The organism is Barrientosiimonas humi (assembly GCF_006716095.1).
In the GTDB taxonomy this organism is placed as follows: domain Bacteria; phylum Actinomycetota; class Actinomycetes; order Actinomycetales; family Dermatophilaceae; genus Barrientosiimonas; species Barrientosiimonas humi.
This window is the reverse complement of record NZ_VFOK01000001.1, coordinates 1,155,197-1,176,557: the sequence shown is the minus strand read 5'-3', so window position 1 is coordinate 1,176,557 and position 21,361 is coordinate 1,155,197. Positions and strand designations below refer to the sequence as shown.

17 protein-coding genes are annotated in these 21,361 nt (G+C 73.3%); 3 read left to right on the top strand and 14 right to left on the bottom strand.

The genetic code is table 11. The features are described 5' to 3' along the window. Window positions 1-39: 39 nt before the first annotated feature. The 3 genes from acnA to FB554_RS05510 all read right to left on the bottom strand — a co-directional run bounded on the left by acnA (window position 40) and on the right by FB554_RS05510 (window position 6,175). A complete protein-coding gene (gene acnA / locus FB554_RS05520) occupies window positions 40-2,724 on the bottom strand; it encodes an aconitate hydratase AcnA (protein WP_142005056.1) in 2,685 nt (894 codons plus the stop codon). 131 nt (window positions 2,725-2,855) lie between these two features. Beyond that, window positions 2,856-4,175 carry a class I SAM-dependent RNA methyltransferase gene (locus FB554_RS05515; RefSeq protein WP_142005055.1) on the bottom strand — a complete coding sequence of 440 codons (1,320 nt, stop codon included), beginning with the start codon at window positions 4,173-4,175 and terminating at the stop codon, window positions 2,856-2,858. Next, on the bottom strand, window positions 4,172-6,175 hold the full coding sequence (locus FB554_RS05510) for an APC family permease (protein ID WP_142005054.1): 2,004 nt from the start codon (window positions 6,173-6,175) through the stop codon (window positions 4,172-4,174). Before FB554_RS05510 ends, FB554_RS05515 begins: the two co-directional genes overlap by 4 nt. Window positions 6,176-6,249: 74 nt before the next feature. Between FB554_RS05510 and FB554_RS05505 the strand changes: the two genes are divergently transcribed. Together FB554_RS05505 and FB554_RS05500 are read left to right on the top strand one after the other, a co-directional pair. After that, entirely contained in the window at window positions 6,250-6,915 is a 666-nt protein-coding gene (locus FB554_RS05505) for a potassium channel family protein (protein ID WP_142005053.1), read from the top strand. Then, the gene (locus tag FB554_RS05500) at window positions 6,915-7,610 is read left to right on the top strand and encodes a potassium channel family protein (RefSeq protein WP_142005052.1); all 696 of its coding nucleotides are present in this window, start codon (window positions 6,915-6,917) and stop codon (window positions 7,608-7,610) included. Before FB554_RS05505 ends, FB554_RS05500 begins: the two co-directional genes overlap by 1 nt. Window positions 7,611-7,657: 47 nt before the next feature. Here FB554_RS05500 and FB554_RS05495 read toward each other — a convergent pair whose 3' ends face one another. The 6 genes from FB554_RS05495 to FB554_RS05470 all read right to left on the bottom strand — a co-directional run bounded on the left by FB554_RS05495 (window position 7,658) and on the right by FB554_RS05470 (window position 12,125). Next, on the bottom strand, window positions 7,658-8,050 hold the full coding sequence (locus FB554_RS05495) for an OB-fold nucleic acid binding domain-containing protein (protein WP_236022287.1): 393 nt from the start codon (window positions 8,048-8,050) through the stop codon (window positions 7,658-7,660). A 2-nt stretch (window positions 8,051-8,052) separates the two neighbouring features. Next, the gene (locus FB554_RS05490) at window positions 8,053-8,922 is read right to left on the bottom strand and encodes a DUF3710 domain-containing protein (RefSeq protein WP_142005051.1); all 870 of its coding nucleotides are present in this window, start codon (window positions 8,920-8,922) and stop codon (window positions 8,053-8,055) included. Window positions 8,923-8,926: 4 nt separating this feature from the next. After that, entirely contained in the window at window positions 8,927-9,442 is a 516-nt protein-coding gene (gene dut, locus FB554_RS05485) for a dUTP diphosphatase (protein ID WP_142005050.1), read from the bottom strand. Between the two features lie 3 nt (window positions 9,443-9,445). Then, a complete protein-coding gene (locus tag FB554_RS05480; protein ID WP_142005049.1) occupies window positions 9,446-9,745 on the bottom strand; it encodes a DUF4193 domain-containing protein in 300 nt (99 codons plus the stop codon). A 284-nt stretch (window positions 9,746-10,029) separates the two neighbouring features. Then, window positions 10,030-10,860 carry an inositol monophosphatase family protein gene (locus FB554_RS05475; RefSeq protein WP_142005048.1) on the bottom strand — a complete coding sequence of 277 codons (831 nt, stop codon included), beginning with the start codon at window positions 10,858-10,860 and terminating at the stop codon, window positions 10,030-10,032. After that, a complete protein-coding gene (locus tag FB554_RS05470) occupies window positions 10,860-12,125 on the bottom strand; it encodes a ferrochelatase (RefSeq protein WP_338070554.1) in 1,266 nt (421 codons plus the stop codon). Before FB554_RS05470 ends, FB554_RS05475 begins: the two co-directional genes overlap by 1 nt. A 123-nt stretch (window positions 12,126-12,248) precedes the next feature. Between FB554_RS05470 and sepH the strand changes: the two genes are divergently transcribed. Then, complete coding sequence (gene sepH / locus FB554_RS05465) at window positions 12,249-13,910, top strand: septation protein SepH (protein WP_142005047.1); 1,662 nt, start codon at window positions 12,249-12,251, stop codon at window positions 13,908-13,910. A 108-nt stretch (window positions 13,911-14,018) separates the two neighbouring features. On the opposite strand, the gene FB554_RS17570 is transcribed toward sepH, so the two are convergent. The 5 genes from FB554_RS17570 to FB554_RS05440 all read right to left on the bottom strand — a co-directional run bounded on the left by FB554_RS17570 (window position 14,019) and on the right by FB554_RS05440 (window position 21,328). Then, the gene (locus tag FB554_RS17570) at window positions 14,019-15,953 is read right to left on the bottom strand and encodes an MFS transporter (protein WP_236022286.1); all 1,935 of its coding nucleotides are present in this window, start codon (window positions 15,951-15,953) and stop codon (window positions 14,019-14,021) included. A gap of 162 nt (window positions 15,954-16,115) precedes the next feature. Then, on the bottom strand, window positions 16,116-16,811 hold the full coding sequence (locus FB554_RS05455; RefSeq protein ID WP_142005046.1) for a thymidine kinase: 696 nt from the start codon (window positions 16,809-16,811) through the stop codon (window positions 16,116-16,118). A 22-nt stretch (window positions 16,812-16,833) separates the two neighbouring features. Then, on the bottom strand, window positions 16,834-18,006 hold the full coding sequence (locus FB554_RS05450; protein WP_142005045.1) for an alkaline phosphatase family protein: 1,173 nt from the start codon (window positions 18,004-18,006) through the stop codon (window positions 16,834-16,836). 4 nt (window positions 18,007-18,010) lie between these two features. Continuing rightward, the gene (locus FB554_RS05445) at window positions 18,011-18,631 is read right to left on the bottom strand and encodes a DUF5998 family protein (protein ID WP_236022285.1); all 621 of its coding nucleotides are present in this window, start codon (window positions 18,629-18,631) and stop codon (window positions 18,011-18,013) included. A gap of 21 nt (window positions 18,632-18,652) precedes the next feature. After that, complete coding sequence (locus tag FB554_RS05440; RefSeq protein ID WP_142005043.1) at window positions 18,653-21,328, bottom strand: bifunctional acetate--CoA ligase family protein/GNAT family N-acetyltransferase; 2,676 nt, start codon at window positions 21,326-21,328, stop codon at window positions 18,653-18,655. Window positions 21,329-21,361 lie beyond the last annotated feature (33 nt).

Sequence of the window (21,361 nt, the reverse complement as noted above, 5' to 3'; positions counted from 1 at the left end):
ACCGGAGCCTGCGACGGGCTGCCGGAGGAGGAGCCGAGGTCAGCTACGAACCAACGAGCGGAGGACGTACTGCAGGATGCCGTCGTTGCGGAAGTAGTCCGCCTCGCCGGGGGTGTCGATGCGCACCGTGGCGTCGAACTCGACCTTCTGCCCGTCGCCCTTGGTCGCGGTCACCTTGACCGTCTTGGGGACGCGGCCCTCGTTGAGCTCGGTGATGCCGGCGATGTCGAACGTCTCGGTGCCGTCGAGCCCGAGCGAGTCGGCGTTCTGCCCCTGCGGGAACTGCAGCGGCAGCACGCCCATGCCGATCAGGTTCGAGCGGTGGATGCGCTCGAAGGACTCGACGATGACGGCCTTGACGCCGAGCAGGCGGGTGCCCTTGGCGGCCCAGTCGCGCGAGCTGCCCGAGCCGTACTCCTTGCCGCCGAGGACGACCAGCGGGATGTCCTGGTCGGCGTACGCCGTCGCGGCGTCGTAGATCGCGACCTGCGGCGCGTCGTCCTGGGTGAAGTCGCGGGTGTAGCCGCCCTCGACCCCGTCCAGCAGCTGGTTGCGCAGCCGGATGTTCGCGAACGTGCCGCGCACCATCACCTCGTGGTTGCCGCGGCGCGAGCCGTAGGAGTTGAAGTCCTTGCGCTCGACACCGTGCTCGTTGAGGTATCGGCCCGCGGGGCTGTCGGCCTTGATCGAGCCGGCCGGGCTGATGTGGTCGGTCGTGACCGAGTCACCCAGCTTGGCCAGCACGCGCGCACCGGTGATGTCCTCGACCGGGGCGGGCTCGGGCTGCATGCCCTCGAAGTACGGGGGCTTGCGGACGTACGTCGACTCGCTGTCCCACTCGAAGGTGTCGCCCTCGGGGGTCTGCAACGACTGCCAGCGCTCGTCGCCGGCGAAGACGTCGGCGTAGTCCTTGACGAACATCTCCTTGCTCATCGAGTCGGCGATCGTCTGCTCGACGACGTCGGGGCTCGGCCAGATGTCCTTCAGGAAGACGTCGTTGCCCTGCTGGTCCTGACCCAGCGGGTCGGAGTCGAAGTCGAAGCTCATCGTCCCGGCGAGGGCGTAGGCGATGACCAGCGGCGGCGAGGCCAGGTAGTTCATCTTCACGTCGGGGTTGATGCGCCCCTCGAAGTTGCGGTTGCCCGACAGCACCGATACGACGCTGAGGTCGTTCTCCTGGATCGCCTGCGAGATCTCCTCGTTCAGCGGGCCGGAGTTGCCGATGCAGGTGGTGCAGCCGTAGCCGACGAGGTAGAAGCCGAGCTTCTCCAGGTAGGGCCACAGGCCGGCCTTCTCGTAGTAGCCGGTCACGACCTGCGAGCCGGGCGCCATCGAGGTCTTGACCCACGGCGGCACCGACAGACCCTTGTCGACGGCGTTCTTGGCCAGCAGCGCGGCGGCCATCATCACCGACGGGTTGGAGGTGTTGGTGCAGCTGGTGATCGAGGCGATCACGACCGCGCCGTCCTTGAGGCCGTACGCCTTCCCCTCGGCGGGGGTGACCTCGACCTCGCGGAAGTTCCCCTCGACGCCGTAGTTCTTGACGTCGAGGTCGAACTGCGTCTTGGCGTCGGAGACCACGATGCGGTCCTGGGGACGCTTCGGCCCGGCGATGGAGGGCACCACGGTCGACAGGTCCAGCTCGAGGCGCTCGGAGAAGCGGGGCTCGGCGTAGTCGGAGCTGCCCGTGTCGTGCCACATGCCCTGCTGCTTGGCGTAGGCCTCGACCAGCGCGACCTGCTCGTCGGGGCGGCCGGTGAGGCGCAGGTAGTCCAGGGTCACGTCGTCGATCGGGAAGATCGCGCAGGTGGAGCCGAACTCCGGGCTCATGTTGCCGATGGTGGCGCGGTTGGCCAGCGGCACCGAGGCGACGCCGTCGCCGTAGAACTCGACGAACTTGCCGACCACACCGTGCTCGCGCAGCATCTGGGTGATCGTGAGCACGACGTCGGTCGCCGTCGCGCCCGAGGGGATCTCGCCGGTCAGCTTGAAGCCGACGACGCGCGGGATGAGCATCGAGACCGGCTGGCCGAGCATGGCCGCCTCGGCCTCGATGCCGCCGACGCCCCAGCCGAGCACGCCGAGGCCGTTGACCATCGTGGTGTGGCTGTCCGTGCCGACGCAGGAGTCGGGGTAGGCCTTGCCGTCGCGGGTCATGACCGTGCGCGCGAGGTGCTCGATGTTGACCTGGTGCACGATGCCGGTGCCCGGCGGGACGACCTTGAAGTCGTCGAACGCGGTCTGGCCCCAGCGCAGGAACTGGTAGCGCTCCTTGTTGCGGGCGTACTCGATCTCGACGTTCTTCTCGAAGGCGTCGGGGCGGCCGAACACGTCGATGATCACCGAGTGGTCGATGACCATCTCGGCCGGCGCGAGCGGGTTGATCTTCTTGGCGTCGCCACCGAGGTCGGCGACGTCCTCGCGCATGGTGGCCAGGTCGACGACGCAGGGCACGCCGGTGAAGTCCTGCATGATCACGCGCGCGGGCGTGAACTGGATCTCGATGTCGGGCTGGGCGTTCTCGTCCCAGCCGCCCAGGGCCCGGATCTGGTCGGCGGTGATGTTCGCGCCGTCCTCGGTGCGCAGCAGGTTCTCCAGCAGCACCTTGAGGCTGAACGGCAGGGTCTCGCTGCCCTCGACCTTGTCGATGCGGTAGATCTCGTAGGACTGGTCACCCACCGTCAGGGTGTCCTTCGCCCCGAAGCTGTTCGTGCTCTCGCTCACAGCGGACTCCTTCGCGGTCCTCGCCGGTTTTATCTTGACGTCAAGACAAGTGAATCACGTCCACCCCCAGGCTAGTCCGGAAGGCTCGCCTAACCCGGCGCAACGATCGAGGGCCGGGCGCACCGCCGTCGTCAGGACGGGTCGAGCGGCTCGAGCTCGGGCGGTCCCTCTGTCGGGGTGAGCACCGCGACGCACTCGACGTGGTGGGTCATCGGGAACAGGTCGTACGCCTGCAGCGAGTCCACCTGGTAGCCAAGGGTTTTCGCGGTCGCGAGGTCGCGGGCGAGCGCCGCCGGGTCGCAGGCGACGTAGGCCACGGCGCGCGGCCGACCGGCCAGCAGGGCGGTCAGCACGTCCTTGCCGGCGCCGGTGCGCGGGGGGTCGAGCACCACCAGGTCGCTCTGCGCGAGCGGTTCGGGCTCCTCGGTCACCCACCGGGTCACGTCGGCGTGCACGGCCTCGGCCCACGGGACGCCGGCGAGGTTGTCGCCCGCGTGCTCCGCGGCCCGGCGATCGCCCTCGACGGCGACGACCTGGCCGGTCGGTCCGACCCGGCGGGCCAGCTCGGCCGCGAAGAGGCCGACACCGGCGTACAGGTCCGTCACGAGCTCGCCCTGGCGCGGCCGCAGCCCGTCGAGCACGGCCGTGACGAGGGTGCGCGCGGCGCCCGGGTGGACCTGCCAGAAGCCGGTGGCGTCGAGAACGAAGTCGAGCGTGTGACCGCGCAGGGCGACCTGCTCGTGCACGACCGGCGCCGGGTCGCGCGACGGACGCGGCGTGACGACCACGTCGCCGGTCGAGGTCGCGGCGACGTCGAGCGCGCGCACCCCGTGGTTGCCCTCGCTGCCGACCGCGCCGGAGCCGACGACCGCGGGGGTGGCGATGAGGCAGTCCTCGACGGGGATGACCTCGTGCGAGCGGTGCGGGTGCAGCCCGGCGCGGCCCGCGTCGTCGACGGCCAGCTCCAGGCGCGTGCGCCAGCGCAGCCCCTCCTCGTCGCCCGGCACCTGCTCGACGGTGACGGGCAGGTCGAGCCCGGCCAGCCGGCGCAGCTGCTCGCGCACCACGCGCGCCTTGAGCTCGCGGCCGAAGGCCGCGTCGGTGTGCTGCCAGTCGCACCCGCCGCACCCACCCGGGCCGGCGACCGGGCACGGCGCCTCGCGGCGCTGCGGCGCGGCCCGCAGCACCTCGACGGCGTCGGCCCGCAGGAACGAGGTGCGGTCGGTGCCCGAGGTCACCTCGACCACGACCTGCTCCCCCGGCAGCGTGTGCCGCACGAAGACCACGCGCCCGTCGTGCCGGGCGACGCAGTGCCCACCGTGGGCGACGTCCTCGACCTCGACGACGAACCGCTGCCCGACCAGCGACGTGCCCTGCGGCTGGCGGGTGGGGCCACGACGACCGCGGCGGCCGTGCTGCGGCCGGCCGCGGCGGGAGCGGGGCGGGGTCACTGCCCGTGCCGCACGCCGGTGGCCCCCGGCGCCGGCGTCTCCTGCTTGTCGACGCCCTCGGCCGAGTGCAGCTGCCAGGGCACGCTCGCGACCATCACGCCGGGGGTGAACAGCAGCCGGGCCTTGAGCCGCAGCGCCGACTGGTTGTGCAGGAGCTGTTCGTACCAGTGGCCGACGACGTACTCCGGGATGTAGACCATGACCACGTCGCGCGGGCTGTCGCGCCGGATCGAGCGCACGTAGTCCACGATCGGGCGGGTGATCTCGCGGTAGGGGCTCGCGAGCACCTTGATCGTGACGGGGATGTCGCGCCGCTCCCACTCGCCGACCAGCGCCTGGGTCTCCTCGTGGTCGACGTCGACCACGAGCGCCTCGAGCGTCGAGGGCCGGGTGGCGCGGGCGTACGCCAGCGCGCGCATCGTCGGCTTGTGGATCTTGGAGACCAGCACCACCGCGTGCACCCGCGAGGGCAGCACCTGGTCCTCCAGCGAGCCGTCGTCGATCGCGAGCTCCGCGCTGACCGAGCGGTAGTGCTTGCGGATCGCGAGCATCATCACGTAGAGGACGGCCATGGCCGCCACGGCGTAACCGGCGCCGTGCAGGAACTTCGTCGCGAGCACGACGACCAGCACGGTGCCCGACATGGCCGCACCCACCGCGTTGATCGCGCGCGAGCGGCGCATCCGGGTCGCGGTGGCCGGCTCCGGGCCGGCGCCCAGCTCGCGGTTCCAGTGCCGGATCATGCCGATCTGGCTCAGCGTGAACGAGACGAACACCCCGACGATGTAGAGCTGGATGAGCTTGGTGACCTCGGCGTCGTAGAGGATCACGAGGAACACCGCGGCCGCGGCGAGGATCAGGATGCCGTTGGAGAAGGCGAGCCGGTCGCCGCGGTTGCGCAGCTGACGCGGCAGCCAGCTGTCCTGGGCCAGGATCGAGGCCAGCACCGGGAAGCCGTTGAACGCGGTGTTGGCGGCCAGCACCAGGATCACGCCGGTCACCACCGCGACCAGGACGATGCCGAGGCCGAACCCGTCGAACACCACCGCGGCCAGCTGGCCGAGCACCGGGTCCTGGACGTACGCCTCCCCCACCGGAGCGCCGTCGAGCGTGAGCTGGGCGCCGGGGTCCTCGGCGAACTTGATGCCGGTGCGGATCGTCAGCACCACGATCGCGACGAGCAGCGTGGTGGAGATCAGGCCCATCATCAGCAGCGTGGTCGCAGCGTTGCGGCTCTTGGGCTTGCGGAAGGCCGGCACCCCGTTGCTGATCGCCTCGACACCGGTGAGCGCGGCGCAGCCGGAGCTGAACGCGCGCAGCAGCAGGAAGAACATCGCGAACCCGGCGAGCTGGTCGTACCCCGTCTCGGGCGCGAGGTCGTACTGCGCGCTGTCGGCCGTGCCGAGCGTGCCGGTGAACAGCTTGATCAGGCCGAGCAGCGCCATCCCGATGATGGTGACCAGGAACAGGTAGGTCGGGATCGCGAACAGCGTCCCCGACTCGCGCACGCCGCGCAGGTTCATCGCGGCCAGCAGGACGATCGCCGAGACGGCGATGAGCACCTCGTGGCCGCGCAGCGCGGGCACCGCGGTCGCGGCGTACTGCGCGCCGGAGGAGATCGACACCGCCACGGTGAGCACGTAGTCGACCAGCAGCGCGCTCGCGACACCCAGGCCCGCGCGCGGACCGAGGTTCACCGTCGCGACCTCGTAGTCGCCGCCGCCGGAGGGGTAGGCGTGCACGTTCTGCCGGTAGGAGGCGATGACGACCGCCATCACGATCACCACGCACAGCGCGATCTGCCAGGAGTGGGTGGCCGCGAACGCGCCGCCCGCGAGGGACAGCGTCAGGAAGATCTCGTCGGGCGCGTACGCCATCGACGACAGCGCGTCACTGGCGAACACCGGCAGCGCGATGCGCTTGGGCAGCAGGGTCTCGCCCATCTTGTCGCTGCGCATCGCCCGGCCGACCAGCAGCCGTTTGAGGATTCGACCGGTCATGGGCACGAACGAGGAGTGTAGGTCCGGCCGGGGCCGAGCACCTATCCCGTCTCGGACGGAGTAGCGTCGCCGCCGTGCATGTCGTGATCATGGGCTGCGGCCGCGTCGGCTCCACCCTGGCGATGAACCTCGAGGACCAGGGGCACACGGTCGCCGTGATCGACCGTGACCCCGCTGCCTTCCGCCGCCTCGGCACCCGCTTCGAGGGGCGCCGGGTGCAGGGCGTCGGCTTCGACCGGGCCACCCTCGTCGAGGCCGGGGTGCAGGAGGCGTACGCCTTCGCCGCCGTCAGCAGCGGCGACAACTCCAACATCCTCTCGGCCCGGGTCGCGCGCGAGACGTTCGGCGTGCAGCACGTCGTCGCCCGCATCTACGACCCCGGCCGCGCCGAGATCTACCAGCGGCTCGGCATCCCCACCGTGGCGACCGTGCGCTGGACCGCCGACCAGGTGCTGCGCCGGCTGCTCCCCCAGGGCGCGGTCTCGGTGCACACCGACCCCAGCGGCAACGTCGTCGTGGCCGAGGTGCCGCTCGACACTGCCTGGGTCGGCACGCCGTACGCCCAGGTCGCCGCCGCGGGCGACGTCACCGTCGCCTACGTCACCCGGCTCGGCGCCGGGATGCTCCCGACGCCCGACATGGTCCACCAGGAGGGAGACCTCGTGCACGTCATCACCACCGCCGACCGACTGCCGTCGGTGGAGCAGCTGTTCGCCGCTCCCCCGCGCGAGGACGACTGATGCGCGTCGTCGTGGTGGGCGCGGGCAGCGTGGGCCGCTCGATCGCCCGGGAGCTGCTCTACAACGAGCACCAGGTGCTGCTCATCGACAACGACGCCGACGCGCGCACCGGCTCGGTGCCGAACGCGTCGTGGCTGCTCGCCGACGCCTGCGAGATCACCACGCTGCAGGAGGCGTCGGTGCAGCACAGCGACGTGGTCGTCTGCGCGACCGGTGACGACAAGGTCAACCTCGTCGTGTCGCTGCTGGCCAAGACCGAGTTCGGGGTGCCGCGCACGGTCGCCCGGGTCAACAACCCGCGCAACGAGTGGATGTTCGACGAGGGCTGGGGCGTCGACGTGGCCGTCTCGACCCCGCGCCTGATGACCGCCCTGGTCGAGGAGGCGGTCAGCGTCGGCGACCTGGTGCGGCTGTTCGAGTTCCAGCAGGGCCGGGCCACGATGACCGAGATCACCCTGCCGGCCGACAGCCCGTACGTCGGTCGCCGGGTCGCGGACCTGAGCCTGCCCGCGGAGGTGGTGCTCACCTGCATCATCCGCGACGAGAAGCCCATCGCGCCCGCCGCGGACGACTCGATCGAGGCGCTGGACGAGCTGCTGTTCATCACCACGCCGGAGGCCGAGATCGACCTGGCGTCGATGCTCACCGGGCGGCGCCCGGAGGAGATCCGCACGGTCAGCCGCGAGGACGTGTGAGCCTCACGCGCTCAGCGCCACGGCGGTGAGCCGCACTGCGGTGAGCCTCACTGCGGCGGCCGGCCGCCGGTCTTCAGCTCGTAGGTGGGGTTGAAGATCGTCGGCACCCCGCCCTTGACGCACACCCGGCCGCTGGCCTTGAGGTAGCGCCCCGGCTCGATGCCGGCGATGTGCCGGCGCCCGAGCCACACCAGGCGCATCGCCTGGCTGCCGTCGTCGAGGTCGACCACCAGCGCGGGCACCTGGTCGCTGCGCGGGCGCACGCTGACCGCGCGCACCTCGCCGCAGACCTGGGCGAGCTCGCGGTCGTGCACGTCGCAGATCGGGGTGCCGCCGAGCTGGGCGCTGGTCTCGCGCTTCTCCTCGGCCTCCAGCTGCTCGTCGGGCCGGGTGAGCCGGCCGAGCACCTTGCGCCAGCCTGCCTCGTGCCGGGTGGGCATCGTCAACGCACCTCGGTGATCTCGGGCCCGCGCTCGAACGGCTTGAGGTCATCGACCGACCCGGGCTTGTCGTCGACCGGCTGCGCGTTGGCCTCGGCCTGCTGCAGCAGCTCCTGCGGGATGGTCAGCTCCAGCAGCTCGCGCGGCGCCCGCGCCTCGCTGCCGCGCACGACGATCGCCTGCCGCAGGAAGGTCATCAGCGGCTCGGCCGCGCTGTCCTCGACCGCGGCCCGGCCCGACAGCACGCCGCGCAGGAACCAGCGCGGTCCGTCGACGCCGACGAACCGGACGGGCGAATAGGTGGTGCGGCCGTCGTTGCCGCGCGCGGGCATCCGCGCGTGCAGCTCGATGCCGAGCGTGCCGAGCTTCTCCTCGGCGGTGCCGCCGTTCGCGATCAGGTTGTCGGCGATCTCGTCGCGGATGTCGTCCCAGACACCGCTGGACTTCGGCGCCGCGAACGCCTGCACCTGCACCGCCGACTCGCCCGACACCACGGTCACGCCGGTGATGGTCTGCCCGGCCTCGTCGACGTCGAGCCGCAGCTCGCTGCCGGCGAACGGGCTGAGCACCAGCGCGCCCAGGTCGAGCCGCTCGCCGAGGTCGTCGATCTCGGCCCGGTCGAACGGGCCCTCGGACCGGTCCAGGTCGTGCGGACGAGGCAACCGCTGACGTACGTCGTCCTCGCCGGCGTCGGCCGCGTCACCGTCGGCGGCACGCTCGTCGGTCGGGTCGGCCGCGCGCTCGGTGCCGGTGTCGTCGCTGCTGCCGGCCCCGTCGACGTCGTCGACCTCGGTGTCGGTCTCGTCGCTCTCGACGGCGTCGTCGACCTCGACCCGGTCGTCGTCACGCTTGTTGCGCCGGAAGATGCCCACGGGCTCAGTCCCCTGCTGCTGTCGTCGTCGTCCGTGACGGGTCCGTCACGGCGCTGCCGAAGCCACCACTGGCTCCGTGCCCAGTCTGGCCCCGAACGCTGTCCGGCAGCGAATCGGCCTCGACCAGCCGCACCTGCTCGACGCGCTGCACGACCAGCTGGGCGATGCGGTCGCCGCGCTCGACGGTGAACGTCTCGCGCGGGTCGAGGTTGACCAGGTTGACCTGGATCTCGCCGCGGTACCCGGCGTCGACCGTGCCCGGGCTGTTGAGGGTCGTGACGCCGTGCCGGGCCGCGAGCCCCGAGCGCGGGTGCACGAACGCCGCGAACCCCTCGGGCAGCGCGAGCGCGATGCCGGTCGGGACCAGCGCGCGGTGCCCCGGCTGCAGCACGACGCCCACCCGTGCGTGCAGGTCGAGGCCTGCGTCGCCCGGGTGGGCGTAGGTCGGCAGTGGCAGACCAGGGTCGAGCCGCTGCACCGGCACGGTGCAGGCGGGGTCAGCGCCCTGGGGTGTGCTCACCGGTCAGGCGGCGCACTCGGTGCAGACGGGGAGGCCGCCCTCTTCGCCGGCCAGCTGGCTGCGGTGGTGCACCAGGAAGCAGCGCGAGCAGGTGAACTCGTCGGCCTGGCGCGGCAGCACCCGCACCGACAGCTCCTCGCCCGACAGGTCGGCGCCCGGCAGCTCGAAGCCCTCGGCCTGCTCGGTCTCGTCGACGTCGACGCTGCTGGCGGTCTTGTCGACGCGCCGGGACTTCAGCTCCTCGATGGAGTCCTCGTTGAGGTCGTCGTCGGTCTTGCGCGGTGCGTCGTAGTCGGTCGCCATGCTCACTCCTCACAGATGCAGATGCCCAGTGCCGGGCTGCGTGGTGGTTCCGTGCGCCATGCGTCGAAGACCACGACCGCGTGCCAGGTTCGGCGGGGATTGTGCCTCATCCCGCTCGCCACCGCGACACCCGGGGTGATATCCGCCCGGTGCCTTCCCGAACGTCGGACAGGTGCCGGGCATTCCGTGACGCGGGACACACGGTCCGAAGGGGTGGACGGTGCGCCGGTCGCCCCCCTCCGAGGGCCGCCCGAGGGCGTCTCGCGACCGCCTCGGGGGGTGGGTCAGGGGGTGTCGACGAGCGGGGCGAGCTGGTCGACGAGCGCCTGCGGGCCGGCCACGGTGAGCCGCGTCTGGGCCGGTTCGCCGCCGGGTCCGCGCAGCGCTCCCCCGGCCTCGGTGAGCACCAGCGCACCGGCGGCGAGGTCCCACGGGTTGAGCCCGGACTCGTAGTAAGCGTCCAGCCGGCCGGCCGCCACCCAGCACAGGTCGATCGCGGCGCTGCCCGCGCGCCGGATGTCGCGCACCTGCGGCAGCACGCGCGCGACGATCTCACCCTGCCGACGGCGTACGTCCGCGGCGTAGCCGAACCCGGTGCCCACCAGCGAGCGGCCGAGCGCGGTCTCGCCGCTCACCGAGAGCGCCTCGACGTCGCCGGCGTCGGTGCGCAGGAACGCCCCGCTGCCCCGGTGGGCGTGGAACAGCTCGCCGAGCGAGGGGTGGTAGACCGCGCCGGCGACCGTCTCCCAGGCGCCCGGCGTCGTGGGGTCGCCGACGCAGGCGGCGACGGAGACGGCGTACTGCGGGATGTCGTACAGGTAGTTGACGGTGCCGTCGATCGGGTCCAGCACCCAGGTGATCCCGCTGGTGCCGGGCACGCTGTCGCCCTCCTCGCCGAGGATCGCGTCGTCGGGGCGCTCGGCGGCGAGGCGGTCGCGCAGCAGCTGCTCGCTGCGCTGGTCCATGACGGTGACGACGTCGGTCTCGCTCGACTTGGTCGCCGCGACGCCGAGACCGTGCGGGCGCTCGATCACCAGGCGCCCGGCCTCGACCGCGAGGTCGCGCGCCAGGCGCTCGAGGGTCGCGAGCGCCGCGGTCGACAGCTGCGGCCCCATCAGTCGCGACCGCACGCGGCCGGCAGCGCCGTGCGCAGGTTGGGGCAGCAGCCCGGCGCACAGATCGAGGGCATCGCCTCGCCCGGCCACGCCTGCAGCACCACCTGCTCGCCGCGCTCCTCGGCGGCGCGCTCCTGCAGCAGGTCGACCAGCCCGCTCACGAACTCGGGGTCGACGCCCACGGTCGGCACGCGCAGCATGTTCAGGCCGATCTCCTCGGCGGTCTGCGCGGCCTCGGTGTCGAGGTCGTACTTGACCTCCATGTGGTCGCTGACGAAGCCGATCGGGGCGACCACGACGTCGGTGATGCCCTGCTCGCGCAGCTGGCGCAGGTGGTCGTTGACGTCGGGCTCCAGCCACGGCTGGCTCGGCGGGCCGCTGCGCGAGCAGTAGACCAGCGCACCCTCGATCGACCGGTCCAGGGTGATGCCGACCTCGTCGAGGATCACGTGCGCCAGCTCGTCGTGCTGGTGCCAGTAGAGGTTGCCCTCGCCGTCGCCCGGGCCGGAGGTGTCGTCCATCGCGACCGGGATCGAGTGGGTCACGAACACCACGCGCAGCTTGGCGTCGTCGTCCTGCCCGATCTGGCGTACGCCCTCGGTCACCAGGCGGATGTTGGTGCGCGCGAAGCTGGGGTGGGTGGCGTACTGACGGACCTTCGCGACCTCGAGCTCGCGGCCCTCCTCGCGCAGCTCGTCCAGCGCCTCCGCGAGGTTCTCGCGGTACTGCCGGCAGGAGCTGTAGGAGGAGTAGGCGCTGGTCGTGACGACGAGCACCTTGCGGAAGCCCTGGTCGTGCGCCTCGCGCAGCGCGTCGACGAGGAACGGGTCGCTGTTGCGGTTGCCGATGAGCACGGGGGTGGCGATGCCGCGGCGGCGCAGCTCGTCGTGCAGCGCCTTGCGCAGCGCGCGGGTCTGCTCGTTGATCGGGCTGCGGCCGCCGAACAGGTAGTAGTGCTCGCCGACCTCCTCGAGCCGCTCGTCGGGGATGTCGCGGCCGGCGGTGACGCGGCGCAGGAAGGGCAGGACCTCCTCGGGGGCCTCGGGCCCGCCGAAGGACAGCACCAGCACCGCGTCGTACGGCGGCAGCTCCTCCTCCTCGGGGCCGGCCTGCGGATCGGTCTCGGGCTCGAGCACCTGCTCGTCGGGCGTCACCGACGAGGGGTCCACCGCACCGGGCACCGCCTTCTGGTCCTGCTGGCCGGCGGGGTCCGCGGGGTCGGCGATGGGAGAGCTGAGCTGGGGTTCTGACCGGCGTTCGCGCACAACTGAACGCTACTCGCGCGGCGTGCCCTGCGAGCGCCCAGGTGGTGCGGGTGGCATCCTGCGGGTGGCTGCGCGCCACGGGTGACGACAAGGGCCGTTCGGCCCTACGGGAGGACGAACGCGATGCAGGACCTGCGACTGGTCGGGATCCACGAGGACGGAGAGCACCTGCTGCTGTCCGACGAGGACGGTCAGCGCTTCCGGGTGCCCGTGGACGCCGCGCTGCGCGAGGCCGTACGCCGGGAGCGGCCGCGCGGTGACGGCTCGCCCGAGGGGGCCGAGCCCGAGCCGATGCGCCCCCGCGACGTGCAGAGCCTGATCCGGTCCGGCGCGAGCGTCGACGAGGTCGCCGAGCGCTCCGGGTGGGACGTCGAGAAGGTCCGCCGCTACGAGCCGCCGATCCGCGCCGAGCGTGACTACGTCGCCAGCCTGGCCCGTGCCGTCGAGCTGCGCGGCCGCGGCCACGGCGAGGTCGCCCCGACCCTCGGCACCCGCGTCATCCGGCGGCTCACCGAGCGCGGCGTCGACATGGAGCGCGTCTCCTGGGACGCCTGGAAGGACGACGAGACCAGCTGGCTGGTCGTCGCGCTGTTCCCGGCCGGCGGCCGCGAGCGGCGGGCCTCGTGGCGCTTCGCCCCGACCGACCGCACGCTGATCGCCGCCGACGACGAGGCCCGCTGGCTGGGTGAGGACGAGCAGGCCTCGGGCCCGCTCCCCGCGCCGGCCATCGCGCCGTCGGGGCGCAACAGCACGGTGTACGACGTCGAGGCCGAGGGTGGCGTCGCCGCCGCGGTGCGGGCGCGCCCGTCGGGCAAGGGCAAGGCTGGTCAGGCAGAGCCGGGCCAGGGCGGCACGGACCGGCCGGACGCCGAGGGCGAGGCCCGGGGCGGGCAGCGCGCGTCCGGTGAGGACGCGGGCGAGGGTGACGAGGCGGTCGACCTGATGTCGGCCATGCGGCAGCGCGCCGCGACCCGCAAGCGCCGCCCGTCGCGCAAGCGCCCGGCGCCCACCGACACCCCGATCGCTCCTGAGGACATGCCTGAGCAGGCGCGTCCGGTCGAGCGGCTGCGGCTGGCCGACGCCCCCGAGCCGCCGCACGGTTCGCACGCGCGGCCCGAGGAGCTCGACGGCCCGCCCGAGGACGAGCTGGACCAGCGAGCAGGCGACGACGACACCGCAGAGCTGGACGTCGTGGACCGGACCGAGGAGCTCGAGGTCCCGGACCTGGCCGACGGGGCAGGCGAGCACGCCGACGACGACACGGACGAGGCTGCGGGCGACCGCGACGACGTGGACGACCAGGAAGGCCCGCGGCACGACCCGGTGACCGGGACCGCCGACCTGTTCGACGACCTCGAGGCGGTCTCCGACAGCCGCGAGACCAAGCAGGCGGCCAAGCCGAAGCGGTCGCGGCGGCGGCGCGCGACCAAGCGCGCGGGCGAGCCGGAGGTCGAGCAGGCGACCTCGACCGACGACGACGACGACGCCGCCGACGAGCGGTCGGGCCGTGGTTCCGGTGAGGCCAGCAGCGGGGGCCCGGACGCAGCGACGTCGAAGGAGCCGACGTCGGACGACGCGGCCGGGCAGGCGCGCGGCACGGACGAGGCGAAGGGCTCGTCCAAGGGCGCGTCGAAGGGCGCAGAGACCGCCGCGCGCGACGCCGACGAGGGCCCGTCCGCCGCCGAGTCGGTGCCGCAGCGCTCCAGCGGTGCCCGCCGCGGCCGCCCCAGCGTGCCGAGCTGGGACGACATCATGTTCGGCTCCCGCCCCCGCACCGAGGAGTGACGCGCCCTGCAGATCGTGCGTTGACGTACGAAATGCAGACGCCCACCCCGCAATCCCGCGAGCCGGCCGCTCAGATCGTGCGTTGACGTACGAAATGCAGGCGGCGGGTCAGTGCTCGTCGCCGAAGCGGCTGCGCCAGCGGTCGCGGCGGTCGTCGGCGTCGGGGGCGCCGGAGCGGGGCGGGCGCGGCCACGACTCGTCGCGGCGCAGCGACTGGGTGGTCTCCTCGTCGGCGTACGGCCCCTCGCCGCCACCGCGGTCGTGGTCGGCGAACGCCGCGGTGCGGTAGTCCCCGCGGTCGCGCGGCTGCGGCACCGGGCGGGTCGCGGGGCGGTCGTCGCCGGCACGCCACTCGTCGCGGTAGCCCCGCTCGTTGTAGCGACCGGGGCGACCGCCCCCCACCCCGCCGTACGCCATCGCATCGTCCTCGTCGTACGCCGGCTCCTCCCCCGGCCGGGCCCGCTCGCCCGACACGTCGCCGGCGCGTCGGCGGCGGCCCACCCTGGGGCCGGGGATGTGGCGCCCGCTGTTCCAGATCACGACGGCGACGCTCCACAGCACGAGCAGCACGGCGGCGGTGGTCATGCCGAGCAGCGCCGTGGTCGGCAGCAGCACGCCGACGAGACCACCCAGCACCCACGACAGCTGCAGCAGCGTCTCGGAGCGGGCGAACACCGAGGTGCGGATGCGCTCGGCGACGGTGTCCTGGATCAGGGCGTCGAGGGCGAGCTTGCCCATCTGCTGCCCGATGCCGGCGACGAGCGCGAGCGCGACGGCGGTGTAGACGTTGAACCGCGCGGCCGTGACCACCGCGACGATGGCGTCGGCGAGCAACGTCGCGAGCACGATGACCTTGGGGGTGCTGGTGCGCACCAGGGCGCCGGTCATGGTGCCGATCGCGTTGCCGACACCGGCGGCGCCGATGACCAGCGCCAGCAGCAGCGTGCCCTTGTCCTCCCAGCCGGGGAACGGGTGCTCGCGCAGCAGGAACGCCAGGTAGATCGTGAGGAAGCCCGACAGCCAGCGCAGCCCGGCGTTGGCCCGCAGCGCGGTGACCAGCGAGCCGGAGATGCCGCGCCGCTGACCGCCCTCGGACTCATCGACCAGGTCGCGCATCGACGCCTGCTGCTCGCCCTGCGCGGAGTCGACGCGCGGTGAGAGCAGCACCGCGAGGATCGTGCCGATCACGAACAGCACGAAGCCGACCTTGAGCGCCCACTCGGCGCCGAGCTGGGCCGCGAGCCCGGCGAGCCCGCCGCCGATGCCGGCGCCCACGGTGCCCGCGAGCGACAGCCGGCCGTTGGCCTTGACCAGGGTCAGCTGGTCGGGCAGCAGCCGGGGCGTGGCCGAGGATCTGGTGACCAGGTAGGCCTTCGAGGCGACCAGCACCCCGAGCGCCGCGGGGAACTGCCAGGTCGACTGCTCGGTGATGCTTCCGGCGAGCACCCAGCACAGGAACGCCCGCAGCGCGAGCGTGGCGCCGATCGACCAGCGCCGGCCGTGCCGGAACCGGTCGAGCAACGGTCCGATCAGCGGGGCGACGATCGCGAACGGCAGCATCGTCAGCAGCAGGAACAGCAGCACCTGGCTCTTGGCCTGGCCCTGCGGCACCTGGAAGAACAGCGTCCCGGCCAGGCCCACCATCACCGCGGTGTCACCGGCTGAGCTGAACGCGTGCACCTGGATCAGCCGGTGCAGCCCGGTCTCACCGGCGCCCTGGGCCTCGCTCGCGCGGCGCGCCATGCGCACGGTGCCCTTGCCGGCCCGCGCCGTCACCCGGCCGACGGCCTTGCCGCCGCGCAGCAGCCCGCGCCCGGCCGCGGCGGCGGTCTCGCGCCGTGGGTGCGCCGCGGGAGGTGCGGCGTCGTGATCGGCCGACCCCCGACGTACGCCGTCGCCGGGCCGCCCCTCGCCCGGCATCGGCCGGGTCGTGTCGGGCCGGCGCGCCTGCGGCGCGGTGGGGTCGCGCCGGTCGTGCGGGTCGCGGCGCCCGGGGGGCGGGGCGGGGGTGCGGGCGGTCACGCGATCGCTCCCCTGGTCCATGCGCGCATTATCCAACCTGGGAGCCGGCGTGGGGCTCATCCACGCGGGCGACGGCGGCGCCCACCGGGCAGATCGGGTCGATACCGGCCCGGAACGACACACCTGCACCCTCCGCACCGGGCAGATCGGGTCGATATCGACCCGCGGGGCGAGCGGCCAGCCTCAGCTCGAGGCGCCGGGCAGCGGGCACAGGTCGAGGTCGAACGGCAGGACGTCGGGGTCGCCGGCGTGCGCCCGCGCGGCGTGCGAGGTCATCCGGCGCATGTAGTGGCGGCGGCAGAGCACCTCGTACTCGACCGTACCGACGGGCACGTCACCGTCGTCGCCGTCGCCCGTGTCGCCGACGACGACCTGCTCGCCCTCGACGACCATGTGCCCGTCGACCACCCGGGCGTTGTGGGTGGCGCGGCGGCCGCACCAGCACAGCGCCTCGACCTGCGGCACCTGGGTGCGGTCGGCGAGCTCGATGAGCCGGCGCGACCCGGGGAACAGCTGGGTGCGGAAGTCGGCGGTGATGCCGAAGGCGTAGACGTCGATGCCGAGCTCGTCGACGATGCTCGCGAGCTGCTCGATCTGGGCGGGCGTGTAGAACTGCGCCTCGTCGCAGATCAGGTAGTGGATGCTGCGGCCGTGGGTCATCTGGTCGACCACGAGGTCCCACAGGTCGAGGTCGTCGCGCACCTCGAGCGCGTCGCGCGAGAGCCCCAGCCGCGAGGACAGCACCGCCTCGCCGGCCCGGTCGAGCTTGGTCATCACCAGCCCGGAGCGACCGCGGGCGCGGTGGTTGTGGTCCATCTGCAGCGCCAGGGTGGACTTGCCGCAGTCCATCGTCCCGGAGAAGAACACCAGCTCAGCCACGGGCAGCCACCCTAGATCGCGCTCACGCGGGGCGCGCGGCCGGCAGGTGCAGCATCGGCACGGTGAGCTCGGCCTCGGTGAGCGAGCCGTGCTGCCCGACCAGGCTCAGCAGCGGCTCGCGCATCACCCGGCTGTCGACGACGGCGTGCGCGGCGTGGAAGGCGACCAGCACCTCGCCGATGCGCGGCAGCACCCGCTCGGCCACCGCACCGAACCACCCGTCGGCCACGGCCTGCTCGCGGGTGCGCACCCACGCGAGGTCGCCGAACCGGGCGGCCCAGGTGTGGCGTACGTCGTCGGCGGCTCCGGGGAGGCAGTACAGCTGGGCGGCGCGCGGGTCTCCCCCGACGACCTCGACCCCGGCCGCCAGCTCGAGGTCGTGGGCCACGTCGACCCGGGCGTCGAGCGGCACGTCGACCATGCCGTGGTCGGCGACGACGGTGAGCGAGCAGTCGGGCGGCAGCGACCCGTGCAGCCGGCGCAGCTCGGCGTCGACGCGCTCGAGTTCGGCGCCCCACGCGGGCGAGGCGACCCCGAGCTCGTGCCCGACGCGGTCGACCTCGCCCCAGTAGAGGTAGACCAGCGCGCGGCGGCCGGCGCGCACCGCGGCCAGGGCGGCGTCGACCCGCTCGGGCAGGTCGTCGGCGGCGGCGAACGTGGCCCCGCGCAGGGCGGCGCGGGTGAGGCCGGAGCCGTCGAAGTACGCCGGACCCACCATCGTGGTCGCGACGCCACCGCGCGTGGCTCGCTGCAACCAGGTGTCGTCGGGCTGCCAGCGCTCGGGTCGCGGACCGTCCTCCCAGGACAGCTCGTTGAACAGCCGCCCGGTGTCGGGGTCGCGCACCTGGTAACCGGTGAGGCCGTGCGCGCCCGGCGGCAGGCCGGTGCCGAACGAGCCCATGCTCGTCGCGGTGGTCGCCGGGAAGCCGGCGGTCAGCGGGGTGGCCTCCCCGAGCAGCGAGCGCAGGAACGGCGCGTGGCCGCGGCGCTGCTCGAGCAGGGACAGCCCGAGGCCGTCGACGAGCACGACGACGGCTCGGCGGGCGGGCGGCAGCGGCGCGGCGCCGGCGGCGGCGAGGACGTCGGCCGCGGCGCCCTTCGGTCGCACACCGAGCGAGCCCACGACCCGGGGCAGGACCCCGGCCAGGCCGCCGCTGTCGTACCGCGGGAGCAGCGGGGTGGGTGCGTCGGTCACCGGATCAGCGGTGGCCGACCGCGCCGGACAGGGCGGCGGAGAAGGCGTGGGCCTGGCGCAGCACGTGCTCGCCCTCGGCGTCGGCGCTGACCCGCAGCGCGATGTCGTCGCTGGTGATGGTGCCCTCGAAGCCGTGGTCGGCCTCGCACTGCGGGTCGGCGCAGGCGGCCGGCAGCAGGTCGACGCGCGAGACCGTGCCCCAACCGATGGTCAGGGTGAGCTCGCGCCCGAGGCTGCCGCTGGTGTAGCGGTCGGGGTCGGCGACGACGTGGGTCAGCATCACGCCGCGCACCAGGCTGAGCGGGACGGTCTCGGTGGTCGCGGTGGCGACCGAGCCGGCGCCGCCGGCCGCAGAGCCGCCCGCGCCCGGCTCGGCCGCATGGTCGTCGGCGTGGGCGATGACCAGCCGGGTTGCGGTGAGCGCCAGCACCGTGATGTGCCGGCGCACCGCGGCGTCGTGGTCGAGCGTCGTCTCCTGGTGGACCAGGTGCGCCTCGACGGCCTCGCCCGCGAGCGCGGCGGCGACGACGTCGCTGACGAGCGCGGGGTAGTACCCCGCCTGCTGGATCTCCTCGAGCAGGTCGGCGGGCAGCGACTCGCTGGTCACGGGTGGTGTCGACGGCATGGGCGGCATTGTGGCACTGACCTAGGTCAGCGACCGGCGTCCCGTGTCGGCCCGGCGCTCGGGCGGGGCGATGCTCACGCTGGCGCCGAGCACCTCGAGCCCGTCGCGGTGGCAGTTGACGGGGTTGAGCTCCAGGTCGACCACCTGGGGCAGCTGGTCGGCCAGCACCGACACCCGGGCGACGAGGTCTTCGAGCGCGGCGCGGTCGACGGGAGCCGCGCCGCGGTGGCCGTTGAGCAGCGGCGCCGCCTTGACCGAGCCGATCAGGTCGCGCACGTCGACGGTGCTCAGCGGCGGGATGCGATAGCCGATGTCGTCGAGCAGCTCGGTGGGCGCTCCCCCGAGGCTGAACCGCACCACCGGGCCGAACAGCGGGTCCTCGCTGGTGCCGAGGACGCAGGCGATGCCGGGCGTGGCCATGCGCTGCACGACGAACCGGTTGGCGTGCAGCGGGGCGAGCCGCGCGTCGAGCGCGGCGAAGGCCTCACGCACGCTGGCGTCGCTGCCGAGGTCGGCGCGCACCGCGGTGACCGGCTGGTGGCGCACCAGCGGCGACACCGACTTCAGCACCACGGGGTAGCCGAGCTCGCGCGCCGCGGCGACCGCCTCGTCGGGGTCGGCGACGGCGCGCACCGGCCACAGCGAGATGCCGTAGCACCCGAGCAGCGCGTCCAGCTCGTCGCCGCGCAGCCGGCGCCCCTGCGGCGACTCCTCCAGCACACCGCGCACGATCTCCTCGGCGCGCGAGCGGTCGATGCCCTCGGGCGCGACGAGGTGGCCGCGGTCGCGCTGGCGCCACTCGCCGTAGCGGGTCGCGGCGGCCAGCGCGCGCACGGCGTCCTCGGGCATGGAGTACGACGGCACGGTCTGCTCGACACCGTCCGGGGTGAGCGCGGACAGGGCGTCGGGGACGCCGTGGATGCCGAGGAAGGTCGACACGCAGGGCTTGCGGTGCTGGGCGCTGGTGCGGGCCAGCACCCGGGCGACCTCGAGCCCGTCGGTGGCCAGCGGCGGGATGAAGCAGGCGATGACGCTGTCGACGTCGGGGTCCTCGAACGCGGCGGTCAGCGCGTCCTCGAACTCCCCCGCCGACGCCTCGGGCTGCAGCGACACCGGGCCGTGCGTCACGTCGAGGCCGCGGCTGGCCGCGGCGTCGGCCGCGAGCACCCCGAGCGCGTCGGCGTTGCCGACCACGGCCACCCGGTCACCGGCCGGCAGCGGCTGGTTGACCACGAGCTGGGCGACGTCGAACATCTGGTGCGCGCTGTCGACCCGGATCACACCGGCCTGGCGCAGCATCGAGCGGAACGCCTGCGGCCGCGCCTTGGTGTTGCGCACCCGGTGGCCGCGCGGCGTGCCGAACGCGGTGAGGTCGGACTTCACCACGATCACCGGCTTGCGGGCGGCCAGCCGGCGGGCGATGCGGGAGAACTTGCGCGGGTTGCCCATCGACTCCAGGTAGAGCCCGACGGCGTTGGTGCGCTCGTCGTCGAACCAGTGCTGCATCAGGTCGTTGCCGCTGACGTCGACCCGGTTGCCGGCCGAGACGAACGCCGACAGCCCGAGCCGGCGGTTGCCGAGCAGCTCCAGGATCGCGATGCCGAGCGCGCCGCTCTGCGCGAACAGCCCGAGCGAGCCCGGGCCCGGCATGCCCGGGGCGAGGGAGGCGTTGAGCGACACCTCGGGCGCGGTGTTGATCACCCCGAAGCTGTTGGGCCCGACGACCCGCATCCCGTGCGTGCGCGCGACGCGCAGCAGCCGCGTCTGCAGGCGCACGCCCTCGGGCCCGGCCTCGGCGAACCCGGCCGACACCACGAGCAGGCTCTTGACCCCGCGCGCCGCGCACCGGCGTACGACGTCGAGGACCGAGTCGGCCGGGACCGCCAGGACCGCGAGGTCGACCGGGCCGGGCAGGTCAGCGAGGCTGGCGTAGGTCGGGTGGCCGTCGATCTCCTCGCCCTCGCGGCTGATGCCGTAGACGTCGCCGGTGAAGCCGGAGTCGCGCAGGTTGCGCAGCACGGTGCGGCCCACCGAGGGGTCGCGGGTGCTCACCCCGATCACCGCCACCGACTGCGGCGACAGCAGCGCCTTGACGCTCACCGACTCCGCGCGCTGCTCGCGGTCGGCGCGCACCTGCTCGCTCTGCTCGGTGGGCCGGATGTCGAAGCGCAGCGCCACGACGCCGTCGTCGAACCGGTGCTTGACCTCGTAGCCCGCGTCGCGGAAGACCGACAGCATCTTGCGGTTCTGCGGGAGCACGTCGGCGACGAAGCGCTCGACACCGGCCTCCTGCCCGATGGCCGCCAGGTGCTCCAGCAGCACCGACCCGATGCCGCGGCCCTGGAAGGCGTCGGACACGTTGAAGGCGACCTCGGCGGTGCCGTCGGTGGGGCCGCCGAGCCGGTCGTAGCGGGCGATGCCGACCAGGGCGTCGCCGATGAACATGACCAGGGCGACCCGCTGGCGGTAGTCGACGTGGGTGAAGCGCTTGGCGTCACGGTCGCTCAGCTCGCGCAGCGGCGCGAAGAAGCGCAGATAGATCGACTCCTCCGACTGCGACCCGTGGAAGCGCTGCAGCGCCTCGGTGTCGGCGGGCGTGATCGGGCGGACCTGGGCGACGCTGCCGTCGCGCAGCACCACGTCGGCCTCCCACGCGCTGGGGTATCCCGCAGGGAGCTGCGCCTCGGCCTCACTCATGCGCTCAGCATGTCAGGCAGCCCTGACGCCAGC

What these genes read in the sequence shown, in the direction of transcription:
- FB554_RS05510 (WP_142005054.1), bottom strand. Translation starts at nt 6,175, where the DNA reads ATGACCGGTCGAATCCTCAAACGGCTGCTGGTCGGCCGGGCGATGCGC.
- FB554_RS05500 (WP_142005052.1), top strand. Translation starts at nt 6,915, where the DNA reads ATGCGCGTCGTCGTGGTGGGCGCGGGCAGCGTGGGCCGCTCGATCGCC.
- FB554_RS05495 (WP_236022287.1), bottom strand. Translation starts at nt 8,050, where the DNA reads ATGCCCACCCGGCACGAGGCAGGCTGGCGCAAGGTGCTCGGCCGGCTC.
- FB554_RS05480 (WP_142005049.1), bottom strand. Translation starts at nt 9,745, where the DNA reads ATGGCGACCGACTACGACGCACCGCGCAAGACCGACGACGACCTCAAC.
- FB554_RS05475 (WP_142005048.1), bottom strand. Translation starts at nt 10,860, where the DNA reads ATGGGGCCGCAGCTGTCGACCGCGGCGCTCGCGACCCTCGAGCGCCTG.
- sepH (WP_142005047.1), top strand. Translation starts at nt 12,249, where the DNA reads ATGCAGGACCTGCGACTGGTCGGGATCCACGAGGACGGAGAGCACCTG.
- FB554_RS17570 (WP_236022286.1), bottom strand. Translation starts at nt 15,953, where the DNA reads ATGGACCAGGGGAGCGATCGCGTGACCGCCCGCACCCCCGCCCCGCCC.
- FB554_RS05445 (WP_236022285.1), bottom strand. Translation starts at nt 18,631, where the DNA reads ATGCCGTCGACACCACCCGTGACCAGCGAGTCGCTGCCCGCCGACCTG.
- FB554_RS05440 (WP_142005043.1), bottom strand. Translation starts at nt 21,328, where the DNA reads ATGAGTGAGGCCGAGGCGCAGCTCCCTGCGGGATACCCCAGCGCGTGG.